We start from the raw sequence: 23,167 nt of genomic DNA on the forward strand, positions 1-23,167 counted from the left end.
AACATCATGTCTCCGTTACAAAAAATTAACACGCTCCTGTTAAGGGTTTACCTGTTGCAAATGAGTAAGGGCAATACCTTTCAAATAGTCGATGTTATCAACGGGCGTATTCATCTCTTTAGCCATATCGTCCCAGTAACGAAGCCTTATTATCAGCTCGGCGTCGGGGTTAAGCTCAAAGTCGGCGGCTTCTTCGGCAGTCATTACCCCGCCCTGAAAATTAAGGGTGGTTTTACTGGCATCTGACAGGCGGTTGTAGTATTCCGGGTATTTAAAGGTGAGGTATCTTTTGGCAATTACATGGCCCTGTACCAGGTTGGCAACCCTTTCGGAAAAACCGCGCTCCAGTAAAAAATCGGCGCCAATTTGTTCATGGTCTACATTGCCCATGCCATCCATACTTTCAGCCTCACCGGCCTCGGCGCATAAATGGCCAATGTCATGAAAAAATGCAGCCAGTACAACGTCGTCATCAAAGCCTTCGGCTTTGGCCAGGGCAGCCGCCTGCGACATATGCTCCAGTTGCGAAACAGGTTCGCCTATATAATCTTCGTCGCCATATTTTTCATAAAGTGAAAATACTTCTTTCACCACAGCCTGTGGGTCATAAGCAGAATAAGTCATGTTGGTAGGTTTTTAGTGCAAATTAAGCCGATTGAGGTTACTATATTATTAAATGTTTGTGAAAAAAGCCTCCCGGCCCCCTGAAGGGGGAGTTTTTAATCAGGGCATTTTTGAGGGCTTTATACATAAAATACCAAAAGGCGAACAAATAAGTTTATTATAATAAAGGGGGCAAAGCGCCCTGCAATTCGAAGCTCCCCCTTCAGGGGGTTGGGGGGCTTAACAATTTTTTTTACTTTGCGAAAGTTTACCAATACTAAACAAATGGAACAAGATATACTGATCCAGATCAGTAACCGGATAAAAGAACGCCGCCGCGAAAAAAATATAACCGTGCAGGAGTTAGCCATAAGGGCCAATGTGAGCAAAGGCCTGATATCGCAGATTGAGAACAGCCGAACCATACCATCGCTTATTGTATTGATAGATATTATTAAAGCGCTGGAAATTGATATGAACGAGTTTTTTAAAGATATCCGGTCGAAAAGTAATTATTTTCCTGTTCTTGTTAAACGTAAAGATGAGTATGAGCATTTTGAAAAAGAGCATGCATCGGGTTTTCATTACCATAGGATATTTACACAATCTATCAACCGGTCGACCGTTGATATCGTTGTGCTTGATCTTATGCCCGGTTCATCCCGGCCAATGGTAACTACCGAAGCTTTTGAATACAAGTATATTTTAACCGGTGATGTAGAGTATCATTTTGATGACTATAAGGTACTGCTAAACCAGGGCGATTCGATGCTGTTTGATGGCCGCTTACCACATACACCTAAAAATCCGGGTACTACCACGGCAAGTATGCTGGTTGTTTATTTTTTTGAGGAAAAGAAGTAGGTTTAGTGAATGGTTGATTAGGTGAGTGGTTGATTGGGTTAAGTAGTCGATATGGCAGCGCGTAATTTTTTAACCACTCAACCTAATCAACTCAATCAACCATTCACCACTCATTAACCAAACCTTAACACAAACTTAGTTTGCCTTTAATGAAATAAGTTTAGTATTGCTAAACATTTGAATTTTTACATTGATTAACCAATAACGGGTATGAGGCTGATAGAACAGTTAAGGGGCAAAGTTGCCAAATGGCCTTATTCGCTGGTATCGGTAATGGCAGCGATTTCGGCTTTTGGTACCTATAGCTGCATGTATTCATTCAGGAAAGCCTTTGCCGCCGGTACCTTTACCGGTCAGCAATATTTTCATGTTGATTATAAGGTTTGGCTGGTTATTGCCCAGATTATTGGCTACATGTGCAGCAAGTTTTATGGTATTAAATTTATTGCCGAGGTAAACAGCAAAAACCGGGCACGTTATATTTTAACTTTAATCGGTATAGCCTGGTTGGCGTTGCTTGCTTTTGCCGTTGTGCCTGCACCATGGAATATTATTTTTCTCTTCGTTAACGGTTTTCCGCTCGGTTTAATCTGGGGTTTGGTTTTTGGGTATCTTGAAGGCCGCCGTTCCACCGAGTTTATGGCTTCGGTTTTATCTATCAGCCTGATATTTGCATCGGGCTTTGTAAAAACAATTGGCCGCACCTTAATAACTGGCTTTTATGTTAACGAATACCTGATGCCCTTTTTAACGGGGGCTATATTTGCACTGCCATTACTGTTTTTTGTAGGCTGTATGGAATTGATACCGCCGCCCACCCAGGAAGACAGGGCATTGCGGGCCGAACGCGTACCCATGAATGCGGATGAGCGTAAGCAGTTTATTATACGTTTTTTGCCAGGGATCATACTAACCCTTATAGTTTATGTGCTACTCACTATTATGCGCGATGTGCGTGATAATTTCGAGGTAGAGATTTGGGCAAGCTTAGGCGTTAAAGACAATTCTATATTTACCACAACCGATATTAAAATATCAGTTGTGGTGCTTGTTGCCATGAGTTTGCTCATTTTGATCAAAAGAAACCTGCTTGCCTTTAGTATCATCCATTTAATGATTATTGGCGGCTGTATTTTGGTAGGCGGGTCGACCATCTTTTTTTCGGCACATATGATCACTGCGAAGGTGTGGATGATTATGGTCGGATTAGGCCTTTACCTTGGTTACGTACCCTATAATGCCGTTTTTTTTGAACGGATGATAGCGTCGTTTCATTACAAAAGTAACGTTGGTTTTATAATGTACGTGGCTGATTCTATTGGATATCTCGGTAGCGTTAGCGTTTTACTGGTGAAAGAGCTGGGCCATCCTAACATTAGCTGGGGAGCCTTTTTTAAAGAAGGTGTAATGATAGTGGCTGTAGTGGGCGGTATATGTGGTGTATTGTCACTGTTGTATTTTTTACAAAGCGCTAAGGCAAGTCAAAATTCAAAATTAAAAAGTCAAAATGAAAGCGTTGACCTGGTGACAGGACCAATGAACTAATGAACCATTGAACCAATGAACAAAAAAGCTATAGTAATAGGCGCGGGCATAGTTGGCCTGGCCACTTCGCGGGCACTGGCTTTGCGTGGCTACAAAGTAACCGTATTTGAACGTAATGAACGCGCGGTTGGTGCATCCATTCGCAATTTTGGCATGATATGGCCAATAGGGCAGGCTACCGGCCCAATGTATGAACGTGCCATGCTATCGCGAAGCATCTGGAAAACTATTTGTACCGAGGCTAAAATATGGCATGATGAAGTTGGCTCCCTGCACCTGGCTTATCACGATGATGAACTACAGGTGATAAAGGAATATGTGGATGCCAACCAGGCTTACCGTGATTGCGCGTTGCTAAGCCCCGGCGAGGCATTTGTAAAATCACCGGCCATTAATACTGATGGTTTAAAGGGCGCTTTATGGAGCGGCGAAGAAATGATCATCGAATCGCGCGAAGCCGTTGGGCAGGTAGCAGCATACCTGGCCGATAAATATGGTGTTGAATTCCATTGGAATACCGCCATCAGCCGTATTGAGCATCCAAAAGTATATTCGGGAAAAAGCACATGGGAGGCCGACGAAATTTACGTTTGCAGTGGTGCCGATTTTGAAACGCTTTACCCAGAGTTATTTGCTCAAACAGATATTACCAAATGCAAGCTGCAAATGATGCGGCTGGTGAGTCAGCCAGATGGCTGGCGCATTGGCCCATCGCTGTGTGGTGGCTTATCTATGATCCACTACCCGGGTTTCCAGGTTGCTGCTTCGTTACCAGCTTTGCGCGCTCGTTACCAGGAGCAATATGCTACACATTTGAAATGGGGTATCCATGTAATGGCGTCACAAAATGGCAATGGGGAACTAACCATTGGTGATTCGCACGAATATGGTCTGGTACATGATCCGTTTGATAAGGCGTTTATTAATGAAATGATAACAGGCTACTTACATACCTTTGCTAATTTTAAGGACTGGCAGTTGCTGCAGTCATGGCACGGAATCCTGCCAAAGATGACCAACGGCGCAACCGAACTGATTGTTGACGTAGAGCCGGGTGTAACCGTCGTTAACGGCCTCGGCGGCAACGGAATGACACTTTCTCTCGGCCTGTGCGAGCAGGTAATAGCTGCCAGATCATAATTAGTCCATAGTTGATGGTTCATAGATCATAGCTGTTAAAAAAAACATTCACGTATAACGTAACACGTATAACTTACAACCTAATAATCATGCTCGATTCAAGACGGGATTTTATAAAAAAAGCGGCCCTGCTAACTGGGGCAGCCGGATTAACAAGCCTTTTGCCCGAATCTATTCAAAAGGCCATGGCCATTAACCCTGCGCCGGGCAGTACTTACCTGGATGCCCAACACGTGGTAATCCTGATGCAGGAAAACCGCTCGTTCGATCATACCTACGGGATGCTGAAAGGTGTACGTGGTTATAACGACCCGCGGGCTGTCGATCTGCCCAATAAAAATAAGGTTTGGCTGCAATCAAACCATAAAGGCGAAACTTATGCGCCTTTTCACCTGGATATTAAAAATACCAAAGCCACCTGGATGAGTTCGTTGCCACATTCATGGGCCAACCAGGTAAACGCGCGTAATGATGGCAAGTTTGACCAATGGCTGAATGTTAAACGCAACAGTATCAAAGAATATTCGGATATGCCTTTAACTATGGGTTTCCACAGCCGTGCGGATATCCCTTTTTATTATGCCCTTGCCGATGCCTTTACCGTTTGCGACCAGAATTTTTGTTCGGCCTTAACAGGTACCAATCCCAACAGGCTTTTCTTTTTTACAGGTACCATCCGCGCCGAGCAGCATGAAAATTCACGCGCCCATGTTTGGAACGATGATATGGATTATGGTACCTTAAACTGGGCTACTTTTCCCGAACGTCTGGAAGATCATAACATTTCCTGGAAACATTATCAAAATGAGATTGCCATTGATACAGGCCTGGTTGGCGAAGAAGACCCCTGGTTATCAAATTTCCAGGATAATCCGCTGGAGTTTTTTAGCCAGTATAATATTAAATTGTACGATAAGCACATAGCCCGACTGCAAAAGCAATCAACAGATTTGCCGGGCGAGGTGGCCGCCATTGAAAAGCAAATTGCCGCTTTGCCCGCCGGCGACGCGCATATCGATCACCTTAAAAAACAGCTTAAACAAAAACGGCGCGACCTGGAAAATGTAAAAAAAGACATGGCCAGCCTTGATCCCGGTAAGTTTGCCAGGCTATCGCAACGCGAAAAAAATCTTCATCAAAAAGGTTTTGTAACTAATACCAACGATCCTCATTACCGTACATTAAGCCCCCTAAAATATGACGACAATGGTATCGGGCGCGAGGTGTTGGTACCAAAAGGCGATGTGTTGCATCAGTTTAGGGAAGATGTAAAAAGCGGCCAGCTGCCAGCCGTTTCCTGGCTATCGGCCCCCGAACATTTTTCTGACCATCCAAGTTCGGCCTGGTACGGGGCATGGTATGTATCCGAAGTGATGGATATACTTACCCAGAACCCCGAGGTTTGGAAAAAGACCATTTTTATTTTGGCTTACGACGAAAATGATGGCTATTTTGACCATGTGCCGCCGTTCACCGCCCCGCATCCGCATAAAGCCGGAACAGGCAAAGTATCGGAAGGGATTGATACCAGCGTTGAGTTTGTAACCTACGAACAGGAAAAAGCACGAAACAACTTTCCCGAAGTTTTCGATCGCGAAAGCCCTATTGGCCTTGGCTTCCGTGTACCATTAGTTGTCGCGTCGCCCTGGAGCAGGGGAGGATGGGTAAATTCGGAGGTTTTTGACCATACATCGACCCTGCAGTTTTTAGAAAAATTCCTGAGCCATAAAACCGGCAAAAAGGTTGTTGAACCCAATATAAGCAACTGGCGCCGTACGGTTTGTGGTGATCTTTCAACCACATTCCGTCCATACAATGGCGAAACCCTTCCCAATCCTGAATTTGTAGCCAGGGAGGTGTTTTTGGAAGGCATCCACAAAGCGCAGTTTAAAAAGCTGCCTTCAGATTATAAACTGCTTACTGCAGAAGAGATCGCGCTTATCAATAAAGATCCGCACGCATCGACCTATATGCCGCAACAGGAAAAAGGTATTAAACAATCATCGGCCCTGCCTTACCAGTTGTATGCCGATGGTAAATTAAGTGCCGATAAAAAATCATTCCAAATAAAATTCAATGCAAGCAAACAGTTATTTGGCGATAAAGCTTTAGGCTCGCCATTCAATGTGTATGCTCCGGGAAAGTATGCCAGCTTTAAAGATCCGCAGAAAATGGAACCTTTGCGTACCTGGGCATACGCGCTAACCGCCGGGGACAGTCTTGCTGATACCTGGCCTTTGCATGAGTTTGAAAACGGTGAATATCACCTGCGTGTTTATGGCCCCAATGGCTTTTATCGCGAATATAAGGGCAATGCGTCCGATCCGCTGATTGACGTGGCCTGCGAATATCAGCAAGCCAATGTAGCTTTAAAACTCGTTAATTTGAGCCACGATAAAGCCTACACTGTGGAAATAGTTGATCATGGTTATAAAACCAATAACCATAAAGTTATAATGAATAAAAAAGGCCAAAGTACGTTAGTTCTTGACCTTTCCAAAAGCTATGGCTGGTATGATTTCAGCGCAAAAGTATCCGGCAGCCACTCATTTGAGAAACGGTATGCCGGCCGTGTGGAAAATGGTAAACACAGCTTCAGTGATCCGTTAATGGGTAAAATGGTTTAAATCTTCCGTATATTATTTTATAGCCCCGGCAGTTTTAATTAAGCAGCCGGGGCTGTTTTTTTAACCGGTATGCTGATTTGGCCAACCGGGAAATTGCCTGAAACAAAAAAGAATTTTTTATTTAAAAATAATCTTGTAATTATGCCTATCCAATTCAGAAACCGTTTTACAGTCCATTTATGCTTCCAGGTAAGGAATATCAAATGTGGCCCGATGCTAAATTATTAGATTTACTAAGGCTGGATGACCGTGAGGCATTTGAATTGCTGTACAAAAGATATTCGGCCAAGCTATTCCACGCTGCTTACAACCTTTTTCGCGATCGCGATGTTTGCGAAGACCTGGTGCAGGAGCTGTTTATCGACCTTTGGACAAAACGCGGCCAGCTTAATATCACCTCGCTCGAATCATACCTGAAAGTGGCCATCCGTCATCGCGTTATTTATTACATTCGCACCAAAAAGGCCACGCTTGATTTGGAGGTTGTGGAAGAACTGATTGAAAAATACACAGCAGACAGCAAACTGTTACAGGGCGACATCAGCCAGCTGCTGGAAAACAATGTGGCCCTGCTACCCGAAAAATGCCGCCAGATTTTTACGCTAAGCCGTAAAGAATACCTATCGAATAAAGAAATAGCCTCGCGGCTAAATATCTCTATCAAAACCGTCGAAAACCAGATAACTATTGCCTTGCGTTATCTGCGCACCGGGCTAACAGATTACCTGCCATCGGTTATCGCCCTGTTGATGGTTTATATGATGAAATAAGGATTATTCATCCGGCGCGTATTTAAAAACTATTATTTAAATTTGTTAGTACCGATAGCAGCCCGGCTTTTTATCGGCCTCCAATTACAAACTTTACCGGTTACCTGTTTATAGTTCACGTCTGTTAAAAAAACTACAATGAAAAAGGTATCGCTTTTTGTGGTGTTCCCTGTTATATTAATGGGGACCTGTTTGCTTGCATTCAACCTACATAACTCACCTGGCAAAAAGAATATAAAAAAGAACTACCCGGTTATTTGCGGATCATTTACTGCTATTGATAACATCGATACTGCAGCCGGCGGAAAATATATGATAAAGCTGCCCGGATGGGGCGATTATAGCTATCCAATATCAACCCGTAACGATAGTGCCCAATTTTATTTTAATCAGGGTTTAACTATGTATTATAGCTATCATATGAAGGAGGCGCTGGCATCATTTAAAGAAGCCGCCCGGTTTGATCCGGCTTCGTCCATGACTTATTGGGGGCAGGCTTTAACTATGGGGCCTTATTATAATGCGGCCCATAGTTATAAAGTACCGCGGGGGGTAGCCGCCGTTTTAAAGCAGTTAAATGCAACTGCCGGTAATGCATCCGAAAAGGAAAAAGCGCTTATCAGCGTCATGAACCTAAGGTACCCGTTATTAAAAGATCAAACTACCCATGATGAAAAGGCTTATGCACAAGGCATGAAGAAACTGGTATCGGCATATCCTGATGATGCGGACATAAAAATGCTGTATATAGATGCCATGATGCTGATGCACCCCTGGGATTTTTGGACCACAGATGGAGTGGCAAAAGATTGGACGCCCGAACTGGTGGAATTGTGCAAAGGCGTGTTAAAAGCAAAACCCAATAACCCGGCTGCATTACATTATTATATTCACCTTACAGAAGCATCACATAATCCCGAAATGGCTATGGCCAATGCCGAAGCCTTAAAGCGGCTTTTCCCGGCGGTAGGGCATATGGTACACATGGCCAGCCATGTTTATCAACGCAACGGGTTATATTTTCAGGGTGTGGATGCCAACGAAAAATCGGGTAAAAGCTCCATTTTGTATGCCTCGATAGTGAAGAACCTATCTCTTGCCAAATCAATCCCTCATGTGTACGCAGTGGAAACCTACTGCGCCTTTAGCGGCGGGATGTATGAAAAGGCACACGAAATTAGCCTACGTTGCCGCAATAGCATTAAGCCAACAGCCAATGACAGTTACGCCCAATATTTATATATGATGCCTGTGCTCACGATGGTACGCCTGGGTAAATGGGCAGAAATATTGAAGGATAATGACCCGCCGGCTTCCAGCTGGACTTATGCGCAAATACTCAATAGCTTTGCAAAAGGACTTGCCTTTATTTATACCGGCAAGCCCGATTCGGCAAACAGCCAATTGGCGTTAATGCGTAGTAAAATTAATGCCCCGGTATTAAAAATAAGGGACATTCCTTTTAATACACCATTTGAAGGCGCTACCATAGCCGAAAATATTTTGGAGGGCGCGATTTTATTGGCACAAAATAAATATGAAAACGGCATAGCCAGCCTTAACAAAGCCGTAGCGGTTGAAGATAACATGATATACTCCGAGCCTGCCCAGTGGCCCATTCCCGCCAGGCAGTTTTTAGGTGCATACCTTTTAAAAAATGATGACAATATACGGGCAGAGCAAGTTTACCGTGCCGATCTGGTACGTAACCCGGGCAATGGCTGGTCGTTACTTGGTTTGTACCAGAGCATTAAAGCGCAAAATCATAAACAAAACCTGGCCGAATATAAATCGGGCTTTCTTCGTTCGTTCTCGCACGCGGATGTTGTGCCAACAGGTTCGGTTTTTATGGATTAAGATGTGATAATAGTTGACACTTTGACTTGTTGTAGTTAGATTTTTATACGTTGAAATAAATTTCTCAAAAAAACTTTCGGCGGCTTTAGGGGGTAGGGCATGTTGAATGCATCCTGCATATATAAACCATGAGAAAGTTTAAATTCAGGAAAAAACAAGTTTCTGCAAAAGACCAATCTTTGCAGGAGGAAATCGTAAATCAGTATTTTGATGATCTGGATTTGGGTAAATTCCCCGAAGCAAACGATCATGGTGTCGAGTTTAACAGCGATAAAGTGTACAGCCGTATTACCGCTCAAATTGATGGCGGCGGTAAAATCAAAACCCTAACAAAACAATGGTTGGTTGCTGCATCGTTGCTTGCCGGTTTGTGCTTGTCGGCATATTTGTACCACAATGATATTCTCAACTATATTTCGCCAATAGCTACTAAACAAATTACTGCGGCCAATGGCAAAATTGTTAACATAACCCTTGCCGACGGAACTAAAATTTGGCTTAACGGCGGCAGTAAACTTACCTATCCCGATAAATTTCGTGGCGACCGCCGCGAGATCACTTTAACAGGCGAAGCTTTTTTAGATGTGGCACATGATGATGAGCAATCATTTATTGTGCATACCGGCGCTGTGCGCACCCAGGTATTGGGCACAAGTTTCAATATAAAAGCTTATCCCGAAGATCATTTTGTGAAGGTAGATGTGTTGAGCGGTAAGGTAGGGGTAATAGCGACTGCTAACAATGCAAAAAAATCGCAAACTGTTTTCTTAACTCCTGCCCAGGAAGTAATATTTAATAAGGATAATAACCAGGCCGTTAAAACCGAAATGGTTGACGTTGATGTATTGGTTAGGTGGAGAAGCGGCGACTTGGTATTTAAACGGATGCCGCTGCCAGAGGTAATAAGTACGATTGAGCATCGCTTCAATGTTAAAGTTGACGTAGATATCAACCTGGTAAGATGTTCAATAACCGCCGACCTGACCAATAAATCGTTGGAAACTGTAATGAAGGTTTTATCAAAAATTGTTAAAGGTAAAGCCATACAGGATAAGGGCGGCTACCGCCTTAAAGGGAAGGGTTGTTAACCAATAAAATAAACCAATTCATCCAAAATATAACCAATTATTAGCTAACCTAAATAGAAGAGCATGACAACATAAATACATAAAAAAACCCTGATCAAAGGGATTTGAACAGGGTTACTAAAATGCAGCGTATTAATAAGTGCAACGTTTCGAGGTCCAATTCAGAACAAAGCACTCAATTTCAAACACTTTAATTATCTCAAATCTATGAATATATCTCTATTTTCAAATGGAGTAGTTCGTTATGTATTAATATTAATGAAATTTACCTCGCTCGCCTGCTTTGTTGTTTGCTTCATGTGCCTTTCGGCGGTAGCAAATGATTCATTTGGCCAACGCTTTTTGGAGATTTCGGTCACACTGAAACTCAAAAACGCAAGGCTTACCGACGCACTGGATAAGATCTCGGCCGATAAACATATTAAATTTGCTTACGCGGATAATGTGCTGAAGCCGGATTTCAGGGTAACGGTGAACGCCAAAAATAAAAGCATTAAAGCGGTGCTTAATGAGGTGCTAACTCCATTTAACCTTAGCTATAAAATTATTGATGATGTAATTGTCATCGATGAAAAAACTGAGGTAGACAGCAGTACCGGTGGTATACAACAGGCGCCGCCGGTTCCCATAAAAATTACGGGCAAGGTAACCGACGAAACAGGTTTACCTTTTCCGGGCGTGGGCATCAAAATAAAAGGGACTACCACGGGTACCATTACCGGTGCAGATGGAACTTTTACTTTAGCTAATGTTGGCAGCGATGACGTACTGGTATTTAGTTTTATTGGTTACTCGTCAAAAGAAATACCTGTAAATAATCAAACCACCATTAATGTACAGCTCTCGCCCGAACGCACCTCATTAAATGAAGTAGTTGTGGTTGGTTATGGTACCCAAAAACGGGCCAATATTATTGGCGCTGTTGATCAGATCTCATCACGGGCCATTGAGGGCAAGCCATCTGTTAATTTAACGCAGGCTTTGCAAGGTACATCGCCAAACCTTATCATCCAACAAACCAACTCTGAGCCGGGCGCTTATCAAAACATTAACATTCGCGGCGTTAGTACATTGGGCGATAACAGCCCGCTGGTAGTAATAGATGGTATTACCGGCGGCGATATAAATTTGCTTAACCCGCAGGATATTGAAAGTGTTTCTGTTTTGAAAGATGCCGGCAGCGCCGCCATATATGGATCAAGATCGGCAAATGGCGTAATATTGGTCACCACCAAAAAGGGAAAGAAAAATTCCAATACGCAACTTACCTACAACGGCCAGGGTGGTGTACAGGAACCTCACGTAGGTTACAAACCTGTTCACAGTTATGAAAACGCTATCCTCAGGAACGAGGCGGTGGTGAACGCAGGCCTGCAGCCGATTTATAGCCCGCAGGATATCCGTAATTTTCAGCAAGCAGGCGATCAGCAATGGTTTTTGGATGCTATTTTGAAAAACGCAGTATTGCAAAATCATAACCTTGCGCTAACGGGTGGTAATTCATCATCATCATACCTGGTATCGGCAGGGGTTACAGATCAGCGGAGCAACCTGGTTGGACCTAATTATGGCCTGCGCCGTTACAATTACCGCATGAACCTAAGTACCGAATACGGTAAACTGAAACTGACCAGTATCCTGTCTTATTCGCGTACGGAAATTAAAGAACACTCCTACAACACATCAACCCTTATTGTTGACGCAGGCAGAACGCCAACTTACTATAAGATAAAAGACGATCAGGGCAGGTATCTCACCAATGATGTATTAACAGAGTTTAATCCGCTGGGGATTTTAGAAGCGGGAGGTTACCGCAAACGCGATAATGATAACATCTTCGGTAATTTAAATGCAGAACTGGCAATCACCAAAGACTTTAAGTTGAAAGGTGTTTTTGGCGGTACATTATTATCAAACCATATGTTTGGCAGGGTGATAGAGGTTGATTATTTCCCGAAAGGAACATATGGCGCCGACAGAAATACCAACGACGAAAACAATAAAAACCTATTTTTAAATACACAGGTAATTGCACAATACACAAAAACATTCAATAAATCGCATAATGTAGATGTGCTTATTGGTGTGGCCAATGAGTCGACTACTAACCAGGGTAACAAACTTTACCTGAAATATACCGATCCTGAATTGGGGACACCAACAACGGGTACCATAATCGATCCGGCATCGTCAAACACCAATAATAATACCACGGAAACAAGTTTGAATTCCGCCTTTGGTCGCGCCAGCTATAACTATCAAAATAAGATATATGGCGAGTTCGATTTCAGGATTGACGCTTCGTCAAAGTTCAATACGCAAAATCGCAACGCATTCTTCCCGTCGGGGTCGGTAGGTTACCGTATTACTGAAGAGAACTTTATGCAAAATTACCGCGATCATTATGGCGATCTGAAGTTGAGGGCATCATACGGTATCTTGGGTAACCAAAACGTGGGCGATTACCAATATCAGCGTACCTATGGCCCCTTCCAGAATGCTTATGGCTTTAATAATGCCGGCGTTGGCGGTGCAGCCATATCATTTGCCAATCCGGATATCCGATGGGAGCGTGCTGCTACGTTTAATGCGGGTATTGATGCCGGTTTCCTGAAAAATACGCTAACTATCTCTGCCGATTATTTTAATAAAGTAACAAAAGATATTTTGCTGCCACCAATAGTGCCGGGTGTGTTTGGCGCCGGACTGCCTGATTATAATGCAGGTAAGGTCCAAAACAGGGGGTGGGAACTAACGGTTAACTACCGCCTGTCAGGCAAAAATTTCAATCATTCGTTTTCATTTAACGTAGCCGATACTAAAAATAAAGTATTATATCTTGAAGGCGGCGACCAGATAAAAACCTATGATGAATTGCAGGTGATTAACAAAGTTGGGTTGCCAATTGGCTCATACGTTGGATTAAAACGCGACGGTTATTTCCAAAACCTTAACGATATTGTTAACGGGCCAAAACCTGCCGGTTTAACTGTTTCGCCGGGCGATAACCGTTATGTGGATGTTAACAAGGATGGAGTAATCGATGATAACGACAGGTTTGTGTTAGGCAATGGTTTCCCGCGTTTAACATTCGGGTTTACCTATAATGTAACGTATAAAAACTTTGATTTTAGCCTGTTTATGCAGGGAGTAGGTAAGCGCAGCATGTTTGTGCGTGGCGAGCAGGTTGAGCCCTTCCATTTCAACTACTCGCAGGTAATTTATCAACACCAGCTGGACTATTGGACCCCTCAGAATCCTGATGCCCGTTATCCGCGCCTTGCTGCTGCCGGCAGCCAGTCAAACACCAACAACTTCAGGCGCGGATCTGATATGTACATTTTCGATGGTTCGTACCTGCGCGTTAAAAACATAACCCTGGGTTATTCATTACCGCAAAGTGTGGCCAGGGCCATAGGTACACATAAAGTAAGGGCTTACGTTTCGGGCCAAAACATCCTAACCTTTTCGGGCATGAAATTCCTTGATCCTGAGTCGACAGAATTTAACGGTAACGTGCAGGCGGGCGGTGCCAATAGCGGCAGGGCCTATCCAACACCGGTATATTATGGGTTTGGTATTGATGTAACATTATAATTTATTATACATGAAGAAATTAACGACATATAGAATCGCGTTTTTTATAGCCCTGTTAACTGTAATGGTTTCAGCCTGTAAAAAGCTCGATCTGGCACCGGTAAATAAGTTTACCGATATCAACTTCTGGACAACTACCGAAAAAGCGAACAGTGTGTTAAATACAGCGTATTCGCAAATGTTTCGCTCAGATTATTTTTTTTACAACGAAGGTGCATCCGATAATGCTTACAATGGCCGTGGCGATGCCAATGGAGTAGCGTCGCTTGCAGCCGGAACTTACGATCCTTCGCTGGGGCGTATTAAAGAGGAATGGCAATATCATTATTCAGGTATCAAAACCTGTAATATTTTTTTAGAGAATGTAGATAGGGTAACATCAACGGACGCCACCCTTAAAGCCCGCATGAAGGCCGAGGCTAAATTTATCCGCGCCTATCACTATTTTCAACTGGCAACCTGGTTTGGCGATGTGCCTTTGTTTGATAAGGATATATCTATAGCCGATGCTAAAACCATTGCCCGCACACCAAAAGCGCAGGTAATTGATTTTGTGCTAAAGGAATTGGATGACGCATCCGCCGCACTGCCGGTAAATACTGCATACGCCGCTGCTGACAGGGGCCGGATAACTAAAGGCGCGGCTATAGCTCTTAAAGCAAGGGTTTATTTGTATGACAGCCGCTGGCAGGATGTAGCAACAACCTGCGAAAAGTTGATTAACAACAATAGCAATGGCACATACAGCTTGTTCCCATCTTACGAAGGCGTGTTTTTACCACAAAACGAATACAACAGCGAAGTAATCCTCGACCTGGAATTTGTACCGCTTATTAAAACTTACAGCCAGTTTTTTGATTTTGCCCCGCTTGCAGTTGGTGCACGCCTGAACGCACTTGCCCCAACACAGGAATTGGTTGACAGCTACCTGATGACCAATGGCAGAAAGATTTCCGATGCAGGATCTGGCTACGACGAGAACAACCCATATGTAAACCGCGATCCTCGGATGACCAATACTTTGGTTTACAATTTATACAAATGGAAAAAACCTGATGGCAGTACCCAAACTATTTATACCAAACCCGGATCTGATCCCGGTACGGATAAACTGGATGAATATGCACCCGGTAAAGTGAGTTCGCCAACAGGTTATTATATCCGCAAATATTACGACCCTACATCTGCCGTAAATTTCCAGTCGGGTTTAAACCTTATCCTTATCCGTTATGCCGATGTGTTGCTGATGTATGCCGAAGCTAAAAATGAATTGGGCCAGTTGGATGGCGGCGTATGGGACAAAACCATCAAAGCCTTAAGAAGCCGTGCCGGTTTTACCGACCCCGCCGCGCTTAATTTTAGTGGCGCTGCCCAGGCCGATCTGCGTAACATTGTTCGAAACGAGCGTCGTATAGAGTTGGCTATGGAAGGCTTACGCATTTTTGACATCCGCAGGTGGAAAACTGCTGAGGTGGTATTGAATGGCTGGGCGCATGGGGCTAAGTTTGGGCCGGCATCCGTAGATAACGGATACATCAGGGCCAATTTGCGCAGCTTCGATAAAAGCAAGGCTTATTTGTGGCCGGTTCCGAGGGACGAACGCGCTGTCGATCCAAATCTTACACAAAATCCAGGTTGGTAGTTCAATAATTATTTATAAAATATTATAATCAATTAAGATCATGAAAAAAATTACTTTCTGCCTTATGGCAGGCATATTGGCATTAATAATTGTATCTGGCTGTAAAAAGGATAAAACCCTTAACCATACGCAGGTATCGGCAGTAAAAAACTTTTTTGCGCCTGTTGATAACAAATTTATCAAGCTTGAACCGGCTTCCGGCTCGGCATCGTTTGAATGGGAACAGGCACAAGCCGAAGATAATGGCCTGGTGATGTATGAAGTAGCCTTTGATAAAACAACCGGCGATTTTTCTAAACCGATTTATACCATGCCATCTGATGGCAATGGCTTATATAATAAACTAACCATTTCATTTAAAGACCTGAACAAAATTGCCGACCTGGCAGGCATCCAACCACAGGAAACCGGTAAATTAAAATGGACGGTAATGTCATCAAAAGGGATCAACGTACAAAAAAGCAGCTTATCGCGCACTATTGAAGTGCAGCGCGCGCCTGGATTTAGCGAAATTCCTGCCGATTTGTATATTACAGGAACTGCAACCGAAGGCGGTGATGACCTGAGTAAAGCGGTACATTTAAAACAAACCTCAACCGGTGTTTTTGAAGCATATACTTCATTAAAAGCAGGAACACTTCATTTTGCCGAACGGAATACAGGCACGCCCGCAACTTATTCAATTGATGGCGTTAAATTATTAAAGGATGGCAGTACTACTATTACCGGCGCTACCAAAGTTGAGCGGGTAGTGGTTGACTTTACTACCGCATCGGCTGCAATGACAGAAGTTGTATCGGTAGGTTTATGGTTTGCAGCCGATAATAAAATCTGGTTTAACCTCCCATACGTTGGTGGCAGCAGTTGGGAAATTGATAACGCATCCATCGTGTTTCACCAGGAGTCATGGGGCAGGGATGAGCGTTATAAATTTATGTTTACGCTTAAAGATGCCGCAGGTACAACATCAACGCAATACTATGGCAGTACCAATTCAGATAATAGCCCGGCTACCGCAACCACCGCCGCATCCTATTATTACATGGTGCCGGTTAACAATTCACAGTATGATTACTGTTTTAAATTTGACCACCGTGCCGATAACGGTAAAGCCGACATTAAAATTATCTGGAGCGCAGATGTACTTGCGTATACCCATGTTGTTACCGTTAAGTAATAAATAACTTATCAATTCTGCGCCGGTAATCATTTTACCGGTACAGAATTTAAAACACACTTTATGAAGATCATAACCCAACATATACAGAAATGGGCATTTGCAGCATTGATACCGCTTGTGCTTACATCGTGCTTAAAGGATAAGCCTTTTCCGCTTTATCCCAACAATAAAACAGCAACGGTTGATTACAAATACGCAGCCACTGCCGACTCGTTACAGGAAAAAACCTACATTACCTATCTATCGGCCAACGGCAACTATTTTGTACAAAATAACGCAGGCAACACCAACTATAACTACTGGCCCCAGGCACATACGCTGGATATTTTTACCGATGCCTTTTTACGCACCAAAAACGAGGTTTACAAACAGCGGATGAAATCATTGCTGAACGGCACACGCATTACCAATGGGAACAAATATCAAAATGAATATTATGACGATATGGAGTGGCTGGCCCTTGCAAGCCTGCGCGCTTATGAAGCAACCAATGATAACGATTACCTGGATGCCGCGAATATACTTTGGACGGATATCAAAACCGGCCAAAACAGCAACCAGGGAGGTGGCATAGCCTGGCGCAAATCGCAGCTGGATTATAAGAATACCCCCGCCAACGCGCCCGCTATTATATTTGCCTGCCGTTTGTATGCATTGAAAAAGAACGACGCGGACCTTACATTGGCCAAAAGTCTTTATACCTGGCTTAGCGCTACGCTGGTTGATCCATCAAGCGGCATCATTTGGGATGGTATTAATGGCAACCACGACGGGCAGATCAGCAAAAACAAATTCACCTATAACCAGGGCGTTTATATGGGGGCCGCGCTTGAGCTTTATCATGTAACCAATAATGCCGATTACCTTGCCGATGCGGTACGCAATGCCAAGGCTACCATTAACGACACGGATATTTCGCCCGGTGGTTTACTAAAATCAGAAGGACAGGGCGATGGCGGGTTGTTTAAAGGTATTTTGGTTAGATACCTTGCCCTGCTGATAAAAGAGCCCGCCGTAAACTCAACCGACCGTGATGCCTTTATTAAGTTTTTGAAATTTAATGCCCAAACTTTATACACCAAAGGCATTAGCCGGCCAGCACTTTTTGTAAGCCCCGATTGGAAAAGCCTGCCACCAGGCAGTACCGATTTAACCACACAGTTAAGTGGCGTAATGATGATAGAAGCCGCGGCAGCCTTAAAAGCCGACGGTAAGTTTTAATTTTGAAAATACCTTCCGGAATTAATGCCGGAAGGTATTCACTTTGACCCTGCTTATACCTATGAAAAACATAATATTAACCATTTGCTTTTGCCTGGCAATAGTTTGGAACACTACCGCCCAAACTACTGCAGATTATAAAGAACGTATTGCCATCATTAATAAAAATATTTATGACAGGTTTTATGATGCAAAGGCAAATCTGTACTTCGAGACCAATGATAGCGCGGCCAATAAAGGCAATCACTCCTTTTTGTGGCCTTTATGCGCTATGGTGCAGGCAGCCAATGAAATGGAGGCCGGCAACTCTTCAAAAAAATACATAGCCCCGGTTATGAAGGCCATTGATCAGTATTATTCTACTAAGCCACCGGTGCCGGCTTACCAGGCTATGGTAGTTAAAGAAAAAGTTGATTCACGTTTTTATGATGATAACGAATGGATTGCCATCGCCTTGATGGATGCCTATGCGCGCAATCATAAAAAGGATTACCTGGAAACTTCTCAAATGATCTATCGATTCCTGTTATCGGGCCATGATATGGTTGGTGGAGGCGGCTTTTATTGGGTAGAAGGCGATAAGAAAGGGAAAAATACCTGCTCCAATGGTCCGGCTATATTGGTGGCATTGCAATTGTACCAGGCTACCCATCAAAAAGCTTATTTGGATACCGCTATTGTTACTTACAAATGGGCAAAAAAACAGCTGTTATCGCCCAATGGCGTTTATTATGACGCCGTGAGGGTACCATCTATGAAAGTTGATTCGGCTTATTATACTTATAACGCGGGGACAATGCTGCAATCGGGCGTGATGTTATATAATATTACCAAAGACAAAACGTACCTCAACGATGCACAAAAGGTGGCTAAAGCCGCCGAAAAACATTTTTACGGTAACGGCCGCTTACCGGGCAACTATTGGTTTAACGCCGTATTGCTTAGGGGATACATTGAATTGTATAAAGTGGACAAAAACAAAGCCCAATTACAGTTCATGATAGACGATGCCAATCGTACCTGGGCCCAGGAAAAAGATGATCAAAACCTCTTAGGGCCAAAAAAAGTAAAATCATTGATAGACCAGGCCGCTATGCTGGAGATTTATTCCCGGCTGAATAATCTGAAATTATAGTTATAGCCAGCTATGTTCAACATATGTTCATTTTTGTTAAAAAAATGGACATGTGTTTATTTTGTGTCCATTTCATGTCACGATTTTTTGTTGTCTTTTAGTTCTCTCACTTCCTGTTGCAGGATAGCCACTTCCCCCTCGAGAACTTTGAGGCGGATTTCGTTAACCCGGTTTTGAGTTTCCTGTGTTGACCGCACATCCCGGATATCGCCTTTTAACTGGAAGTAAGTTGTCATCACTGAAACAACAATACTTATGGTGCTGATAATAGTGACGGTGATGTTTTTTAGGGTGATCCCCCTGATTTCACGTTGATCGAGTGTTGTCATAACTGGTTGAATTAATTATTTTTCCGGAGCGGAGATATCGGGTTCAGGCTGTTTTACTGCAAGCTGAGCAATGGCGCCCATGGTTGTGCCCACGGCAGCCATTATAGCCGTTACAGCAACCGGAACAATGCCAATGCCTGTTAACGAAACAGAAACAGCCACCAGGCCCGCGCCTAAAATTTGAACTTTTTTAAAAAATGAGGGCGTATCACCGGTGATACGTTCCCAGAACGAATATTTTTTTTCCATAATTGGGATGGTTTAGTTAGCCTTAATTTAAAATAGGCTATGGGGGAATGGGGTTATTTAAGCGCTTGCTAAAAATAAAACTCCACTCGTAATACTTTGAACTTAAAATTTGATATTTACGATTGAATGTGAAAAAACTGGACTATATCACTATTTTAAGAGCAGTAGCTATATTATCTGTTATAGTAGTACATGTAAAACAGCAATCGACGGGCACAGAACACCTTCATCCATATATATTATCAATAATGGACAATGGGGCACGTGGTGTGCAATTGTTCTACATGCTTAGTGCATTTACTCTGTTCTTATCGTTTAGCCAACGTGGTGTTAATTTAGGACATTACTTTGTTAGACGTTTTTTCAGAATAGCACCATTGTATTATGTTGCTATAGTTTATTATTTGTGGCAAGATGGTTTTGGCCCGCGTTATTGGCTGGGTGACGCGCAGTACATTTCAGCCGCTAACATTCTATCTAACTTTACTTTTATAAATGGTTTTAGCCCTTATTGGATTACCAGCATTGTGCCGGGTGGGTGGTCTATAGCTATTGAGGTGGCATTTTATTGCCTATTACCACTCTTGTTTATGCGGATTAAAAGCATTCACCAGGCTATAAATTTTACGCTCATTACTTTGGCAATAAGATTTGCATTGCTCTTCTTGTTTAGCCGCTATTGTATGATAAGCGATTATAGATTATGGGGTGAGTATTTGTTTTTATACCTCCCCAATCAGTTGCCGGTGTTCGCTTTGGGCATAGTTTTATTTTACCTTATCTATGACAAAGGAAATATTAAAATTTCAGCAAAACAGCTATCTATATCTTTCATTGTTTTGATTATTGGGCTTTCAATCCCGCAAGAGCAATTATTGCCACAAATATTTTGCTTTGGCTTAGCCTTTTTAGTATTGGTTATAGCCTTGCATGATAAGCATCCTCGTTTTTTATTTAAAAGGGCTTTTAATTACATCGGGACTATCAGCTATACTTTGTACCTATCACATTGGGCGGTGATCTATTTTATCAATAAATTTAAAATTGTTAACCTTTTACCTTCGAAAAATGAACCGTTGGCACTTGCCAACTTTCTCTTAAATTATTTTTTAGTGCTTATATTAAGCGTTGGATTATCAACAATACTTTATTATACAATTGAACTGCCTATGCAAAAAGTTGGAAGGAAGCTAATTAAAGAGCACCTTTAAATATGCTTTAAACGAACCGATCACCAATAAAAAAAAGCAGCTTTAGATTTCTTAATTTTAAATATTAGCGAACAATTGATTCAATGTACCGTTAAATTCCCAAATCCAAATCTCTGATTTTACAACAGGAGAGTTAGTAACGTACTCGGCAAGCAAAAACACTTTGCCATTATTCTCAATTATAAATGGATCGGCAATCTGATCAGTACCATCGCCGTACGGCTTAGCCTCAATTCCAAATAGCGGAGTCTCTTTTTTTGTAATAGATACGAGATCGGTACTGGTTGCAAACCCTAATAAAGTGGGTAAATTACCCTCCGCAGCTCCATAATGATAAAAAATATACCACAGTCCGTTTTTGTAAAATAAATCAGTACCGCCATACATCGCGCCAGCTACTACTTGTAACCCCGGAAGTGCATTAACATGCGTCCATCCGCTTTCAATATTATCTGAATTGAAACGATGCACATTCCACACACCTCCCCCGTTGCCCTCCAGTAACATCTCATATTTACCGTTAACCAAAATCGGCTCTACGCAACTATTACCAAAACCAGAACTACCTGGAATTGCAGATTTATCAATAAGTTTACCCATATCGGTAAAAGTAATTCCATCAACAGACTTGTATAGATATAAGCACCGATCTTCGCCTGGTGAACCAAAACCATACCCATTGGTAGCCGTGCAGTAATAAAATCCGCTGGCTTTAAAAACATGCGAACTGTGTGCTTGTCTATCAGATGGCGCACCACCAGCACCCAAACCTATAATAGGCGTTGGGTTTACAGTCCAATCGGCGTCCAAACTTGTAGCGGTAGCCATACATATAACATTCGAGGTATCGCCCATACCTTTGGTGAAATATATTTTTACACTACCATCATCTTCAACTATAACAGATGTTTCTAATACTCCTTGTGTATTGCCATCGACATCAGACGGTAGTAACTTAGGTAAACCGGCCAACGGCTTAAACTTATACCTCAACTTTGCAGGCAGACCAAGTGTCAACAAGTATTTTAAAATGCTCATGATTAACGTCCTAAATTTGTAAATAAAGCACTTAATGCAGCGTCAAAAGCATGATTGCCCTGGTAAATCAATACCCGCACCGCCATTGGTGGTATCCTTGCTGTTACCTGTAACCTGGGTAACGGTTACTACATCGCCATCGGCTAATGTAGAGGTATCGGCTACGCTAACCACACCGAAAGCACTGATAGCTGTAGCACTCATAGATGTTGTTGGCTTACCCAGGCCTACTTTGTATACGCCCGATGCCGCAGCAATAGTTGGTAATAAGCCGGCGAATGGGGCGCTAAAGGTCGCCTCTTTAGTTGATCCTTTGCCCAGCCAATACAGACGCTCGTTGGCTACCTGTATTTTGGTTAAATAGCGCTGCACCATAAAGTCGGATAGATCCACAATGCCTTCGTAATCCATAAAGGCGCCGGGTTTCAGGGATTGGGCTTCCCAGCTTTGGGCCAGCTTGTCCCATTGTTCCTGTTTCATGAATTCGTAAACTACGGGGTCAAGGTAGCTTTCGGTTTGCAGGGCAGTGGTGCCCTGGTCGTGGAATATACCTGATGGGTCTTGCAGTACCACATCGTCGTCCACATCAAGTATTACCTTGCGTGCTTTAACGTCGTTAATAACGGTGAGCAGTCCACGCTTTACAGAATCGGCTTCCAGCAGCGTGCTTGCCATGAACCCGGCCAGCGCTTCGCCGGCATAAGTGTTGTTTGTGAATGTAAATTGAGCCATGTTTTTGTTTTGGAGTTCTATTGTTGATTTGGGAAGGGTATCAAGTAGTAATGCGAATCAAGGGTTAAAAAATAAGATAGATGAAAGCGGTGGCGATTTTGGCGAATACATGTACGAGCAGCCCGTTGGTAGACCTGACCTTACTTGCTCTTTGCAGGTCTGTTTTTTCAATCAACCAATTAAATAGGGATTCAATAGGTTGCCTAACCGTTGAAACGGCCGTTCCAAATAAATCATTTGCAGCTTTATCTCGTTGTTTAAGTTCTTCTGCTTGACACTTTACAGCTTTGACAGGTGTAAGCATAGTTGCGTTTGCTTTTATTTCTAAGTCTTTAAAGT

The 23,167-nt window shown here is 43.0% G+C and carries 19 protein-coding genes; 13 read left to right on the forward strand and 6 right to left on the reverse strand.

Translation table 11 applies throughout. The features are described 5' to 3' along the window. Positions 1–39: 39 nt before the first annotated feature. Positions 40–624, reverse strand: coding sequence for a phosphonate degradation HD-domain oxygenase (locus AC1DXF_RS24300; RefSeq protein WP_477451298.1), 585 nt, complete (start codon positions 622–624; stop codon positions 40–42). 264 nt (positions 625–888) lie between these two features. On the opposite strand from AC1DXF_RS24300, the gene AC1DXF_RS24305 reads away from it, so the two are divergent. The 12 genes from AC1DXF_RS24305 (at position 889) to AC1DXF_RS24360 (ending at position 19,269) form a co-directional block, all read left to right on the forward strand. Further along, positions 889–1,467: a helix-turn-helix domain-containing protein gene (locus AC1DXF_RS24305; protein ID WP_477451299.1), complete on the forward strand. Its 579-nt coding sequence runs from the start codon at positions 889–891 to the stop codon at positions 1,465–1,467. 210 nt (positions 1,468–1,677) lie between these two features. Further along, positions 1,678–3,012: a DUF5690 family protein gene (locus AC1DXF_RS24310; protein WP_477451300.1), complete on the forward strand. Its 1,335-nt coding sequence runs from the start codon at positions 1,678–1,680 to the stop codon at positions 3,010–3,012. Positions 3,013–3,027: 15 nt separating this feature from the next. Next, a complete protein-coding gene (locus AC1DXF_RS24315; RefSeq protein ID WP_477451301.1) occupies positions 3,028–4,152 on the forward strand; it encodes a TIGR03364 family FAD-dependent oxidoreductase in 1,125 nt (374 codons plus the stop codon). A gap of 89 nt (positions 4,153–4,241) precedes the next feature. Further along, positions 4,242–6,779 (forward strand): phosphocholine-specific phospholipase C, encoded by a 2,538-nt coding sequence (locus AC1DXF_RS24320; protein WP_477451302.1) that lies wholly within the window; start codon positions 4,242–4,244, stop codon positions 6,777–6,779. A gap of 179 nt (positions 6,780–6,958) precedes the next feature. After that, positions 6,959–7,549, forward strand: a complete 591-nt coding sequence (locus AC1DXF_RS24325) for an RNA polymerase sigma-70 factor (RefSeq protein ID WP_477451303.1) — start codon at positions 6,959–6,961, stop codon at positions 7,547–7,549. Positions 7,550–7,687: 138 nt separating this feature from the next. Further along, positions 7,688–9,406 carry a hypothetical protein gene (locus tag AC1DXF_RS24330; protein ID WP_477451304.1) on the forward strand — a complete coding sequence of 573 codons (1,719 nt, stop codon included), beginning with the start codon at positions 7,688–7,690 and terminating at the stop codon, positions 9,404–9,406. Between the two features lie 128 nt (positions 9,407–9,534). Then, positions 9,535–10,494, forward strand: a complete 960-nt coding sequence (locus tag AC1DXF_RS24335) for a FecR family protein (RefSeq protein ID WP_477451305.1) — start codon at positions 9,535–9,537, stop codon at positions 10,492–10,494. A 207-nt stretch (positions 10,495–10,701) separates the two neighbouring features. Next, positions 10,702–14,091, forward strand: coding sequence for a TonB-dependent receptor (locus AC1DXF_RS24340; RefSeq protein WP_477451306.1), 3,390 nt, complete (start codon positions 10,702–10,704; stop codon positions 14,089–14,091). Positions 14,092–14,101: 10 nt separating this feature from the next. After that, positions 14,102–15,733 (forward strand): RagB/SusD family nutrient uptake outer membrane protein, encoded by a 1,632-nt coding sequence (locus AC1DXF_RS24345; protein ID WP_477451307.1) that lies wholly within the window; start codon positions 14,102–14,104, stop codon positions 15,731–15,733. 40 nt (positions 15,734–15,773) lie between these two features. Further along, complete coding sequence (locus AC1DXF_RS24350) at positions 15,774–16,910, forward strand: SusE domain-containing protein (RefSeq protein WP_477451308.1); 1,137 nt, start codon at positions 15,774–15,776, stop codon at positions 16,908–16,910. Positions 16,911–16,973: 63 nt separating this feature from the next. Next, entirely contained in the window at positions 16,974–18,134 is a 1,161-nt protein-coding gene (locus AC1DXF_RS24355) for a glycoside hydrolase family 76 protein (protein ID WP_477451309.1), read from the forward strand. A 61-nt stretch (positions 18,135–18,195) separates the two neighbouring features. Then, positions 18,196–19,269, forward strand: coding sequence for a glycoside hydrolase family 76 protein (locus tag AC1DXF_RS24360; RefSeq protein WP_477451310.1), 1,074 nt, complete (start codon positions 18,196–18,198; stop codon positions 19,267–19,269). Between the two features lie 77 nt (positions 19,270–19,346). Here the strand turns inward: AC1DXF_RS24360 and AC1DXF_RS24365 are convergent, their stop codons facing one another. Further along, positions 19,347–19,598, reverse strand: coding sequence for a hypothetical protein (locus AC1DXF_RS24365; protein ID WP_274212202.1), 252 nt, complete (start codon positions 19,596–19,598; stop codon positions 19,347–19,349). A 15-nt stretch (positions 19,599–19,613) separates the two neighbouring features. Beyond that, entirely contained in the window at positions 19,614–19,847 is a 234-nt protein-coding gene (locus AC1DXF_RS24370) for a hypothetical protein (RefSeq protein WP_477451311.1), read from the reverse strand. Between the two features lie 128 nt (positions 19,848–19,975). Between AC1DXF_RS24370 and AC1DXF_RS24375 the strand changes: the two genes are divergently transcribed. Continuing rightward, positions 19,976–21,058 carry an acyltransferase family protein gene (locus tag AC1DXF_RS24375; RefSeq protein WP_477451312.1) on the forward strand — a complete coding sequence of 361 codons (1,083 nt, stop codon included), beginning with the start codon at positions 19,976–19,978 and terminating at the stop codon, positions 21,056–21,058. 57 nt (positions 21,059–21,115) lie between these two features. On the opposite strand, the gene AC1DXF_RS24380 is transcribed toward AC1DXF_RS24375, so the two are convergent. The 3 genes from AC1DXF_RS24380 to AC1DXF_RS24390 form a co-directional block, all read right to left on the reverse strand. Further along, the gene (locus AC1DXF_RS24380) at positions 21,116–22,096 is read right to left on the reverse strand and encodes a glycoside hydrolase family protein (RefSeq protein WP_477451313.1); all 981 of its coding nucleotides are present in this window, start codon (positions 22,094–22,096) and stop codon (positions 21,116–21,118) included. Positions 22,097–22,138: 42 nt separating this feature from the next. Beyond that, complete coding sequence (locus AC1DXF_RS24385) at positions 22,139–22,828, reverse strand: hypothetical protein (RefSeq protein ID WP_477451314.1); 690 nt, start codon at positions 22,826–22,828, stop codon at positions 22,139–22,141. A 64-nt stretch (positions 22,829–22,892) separates the two neighbouring features. Continuing rightward, a partial coding sequence (locus AC1DXF_RS24390; protein ID WP_477451315.1) for a hypothetical protein occupies positions 22,893–23,167 on the reverse strand: 275 nt, incomplete at its 5' end.

The sequence above is a fragment of the Mucilaginibacter sp. P2_A5 genome, assembly GCF_056404995.1.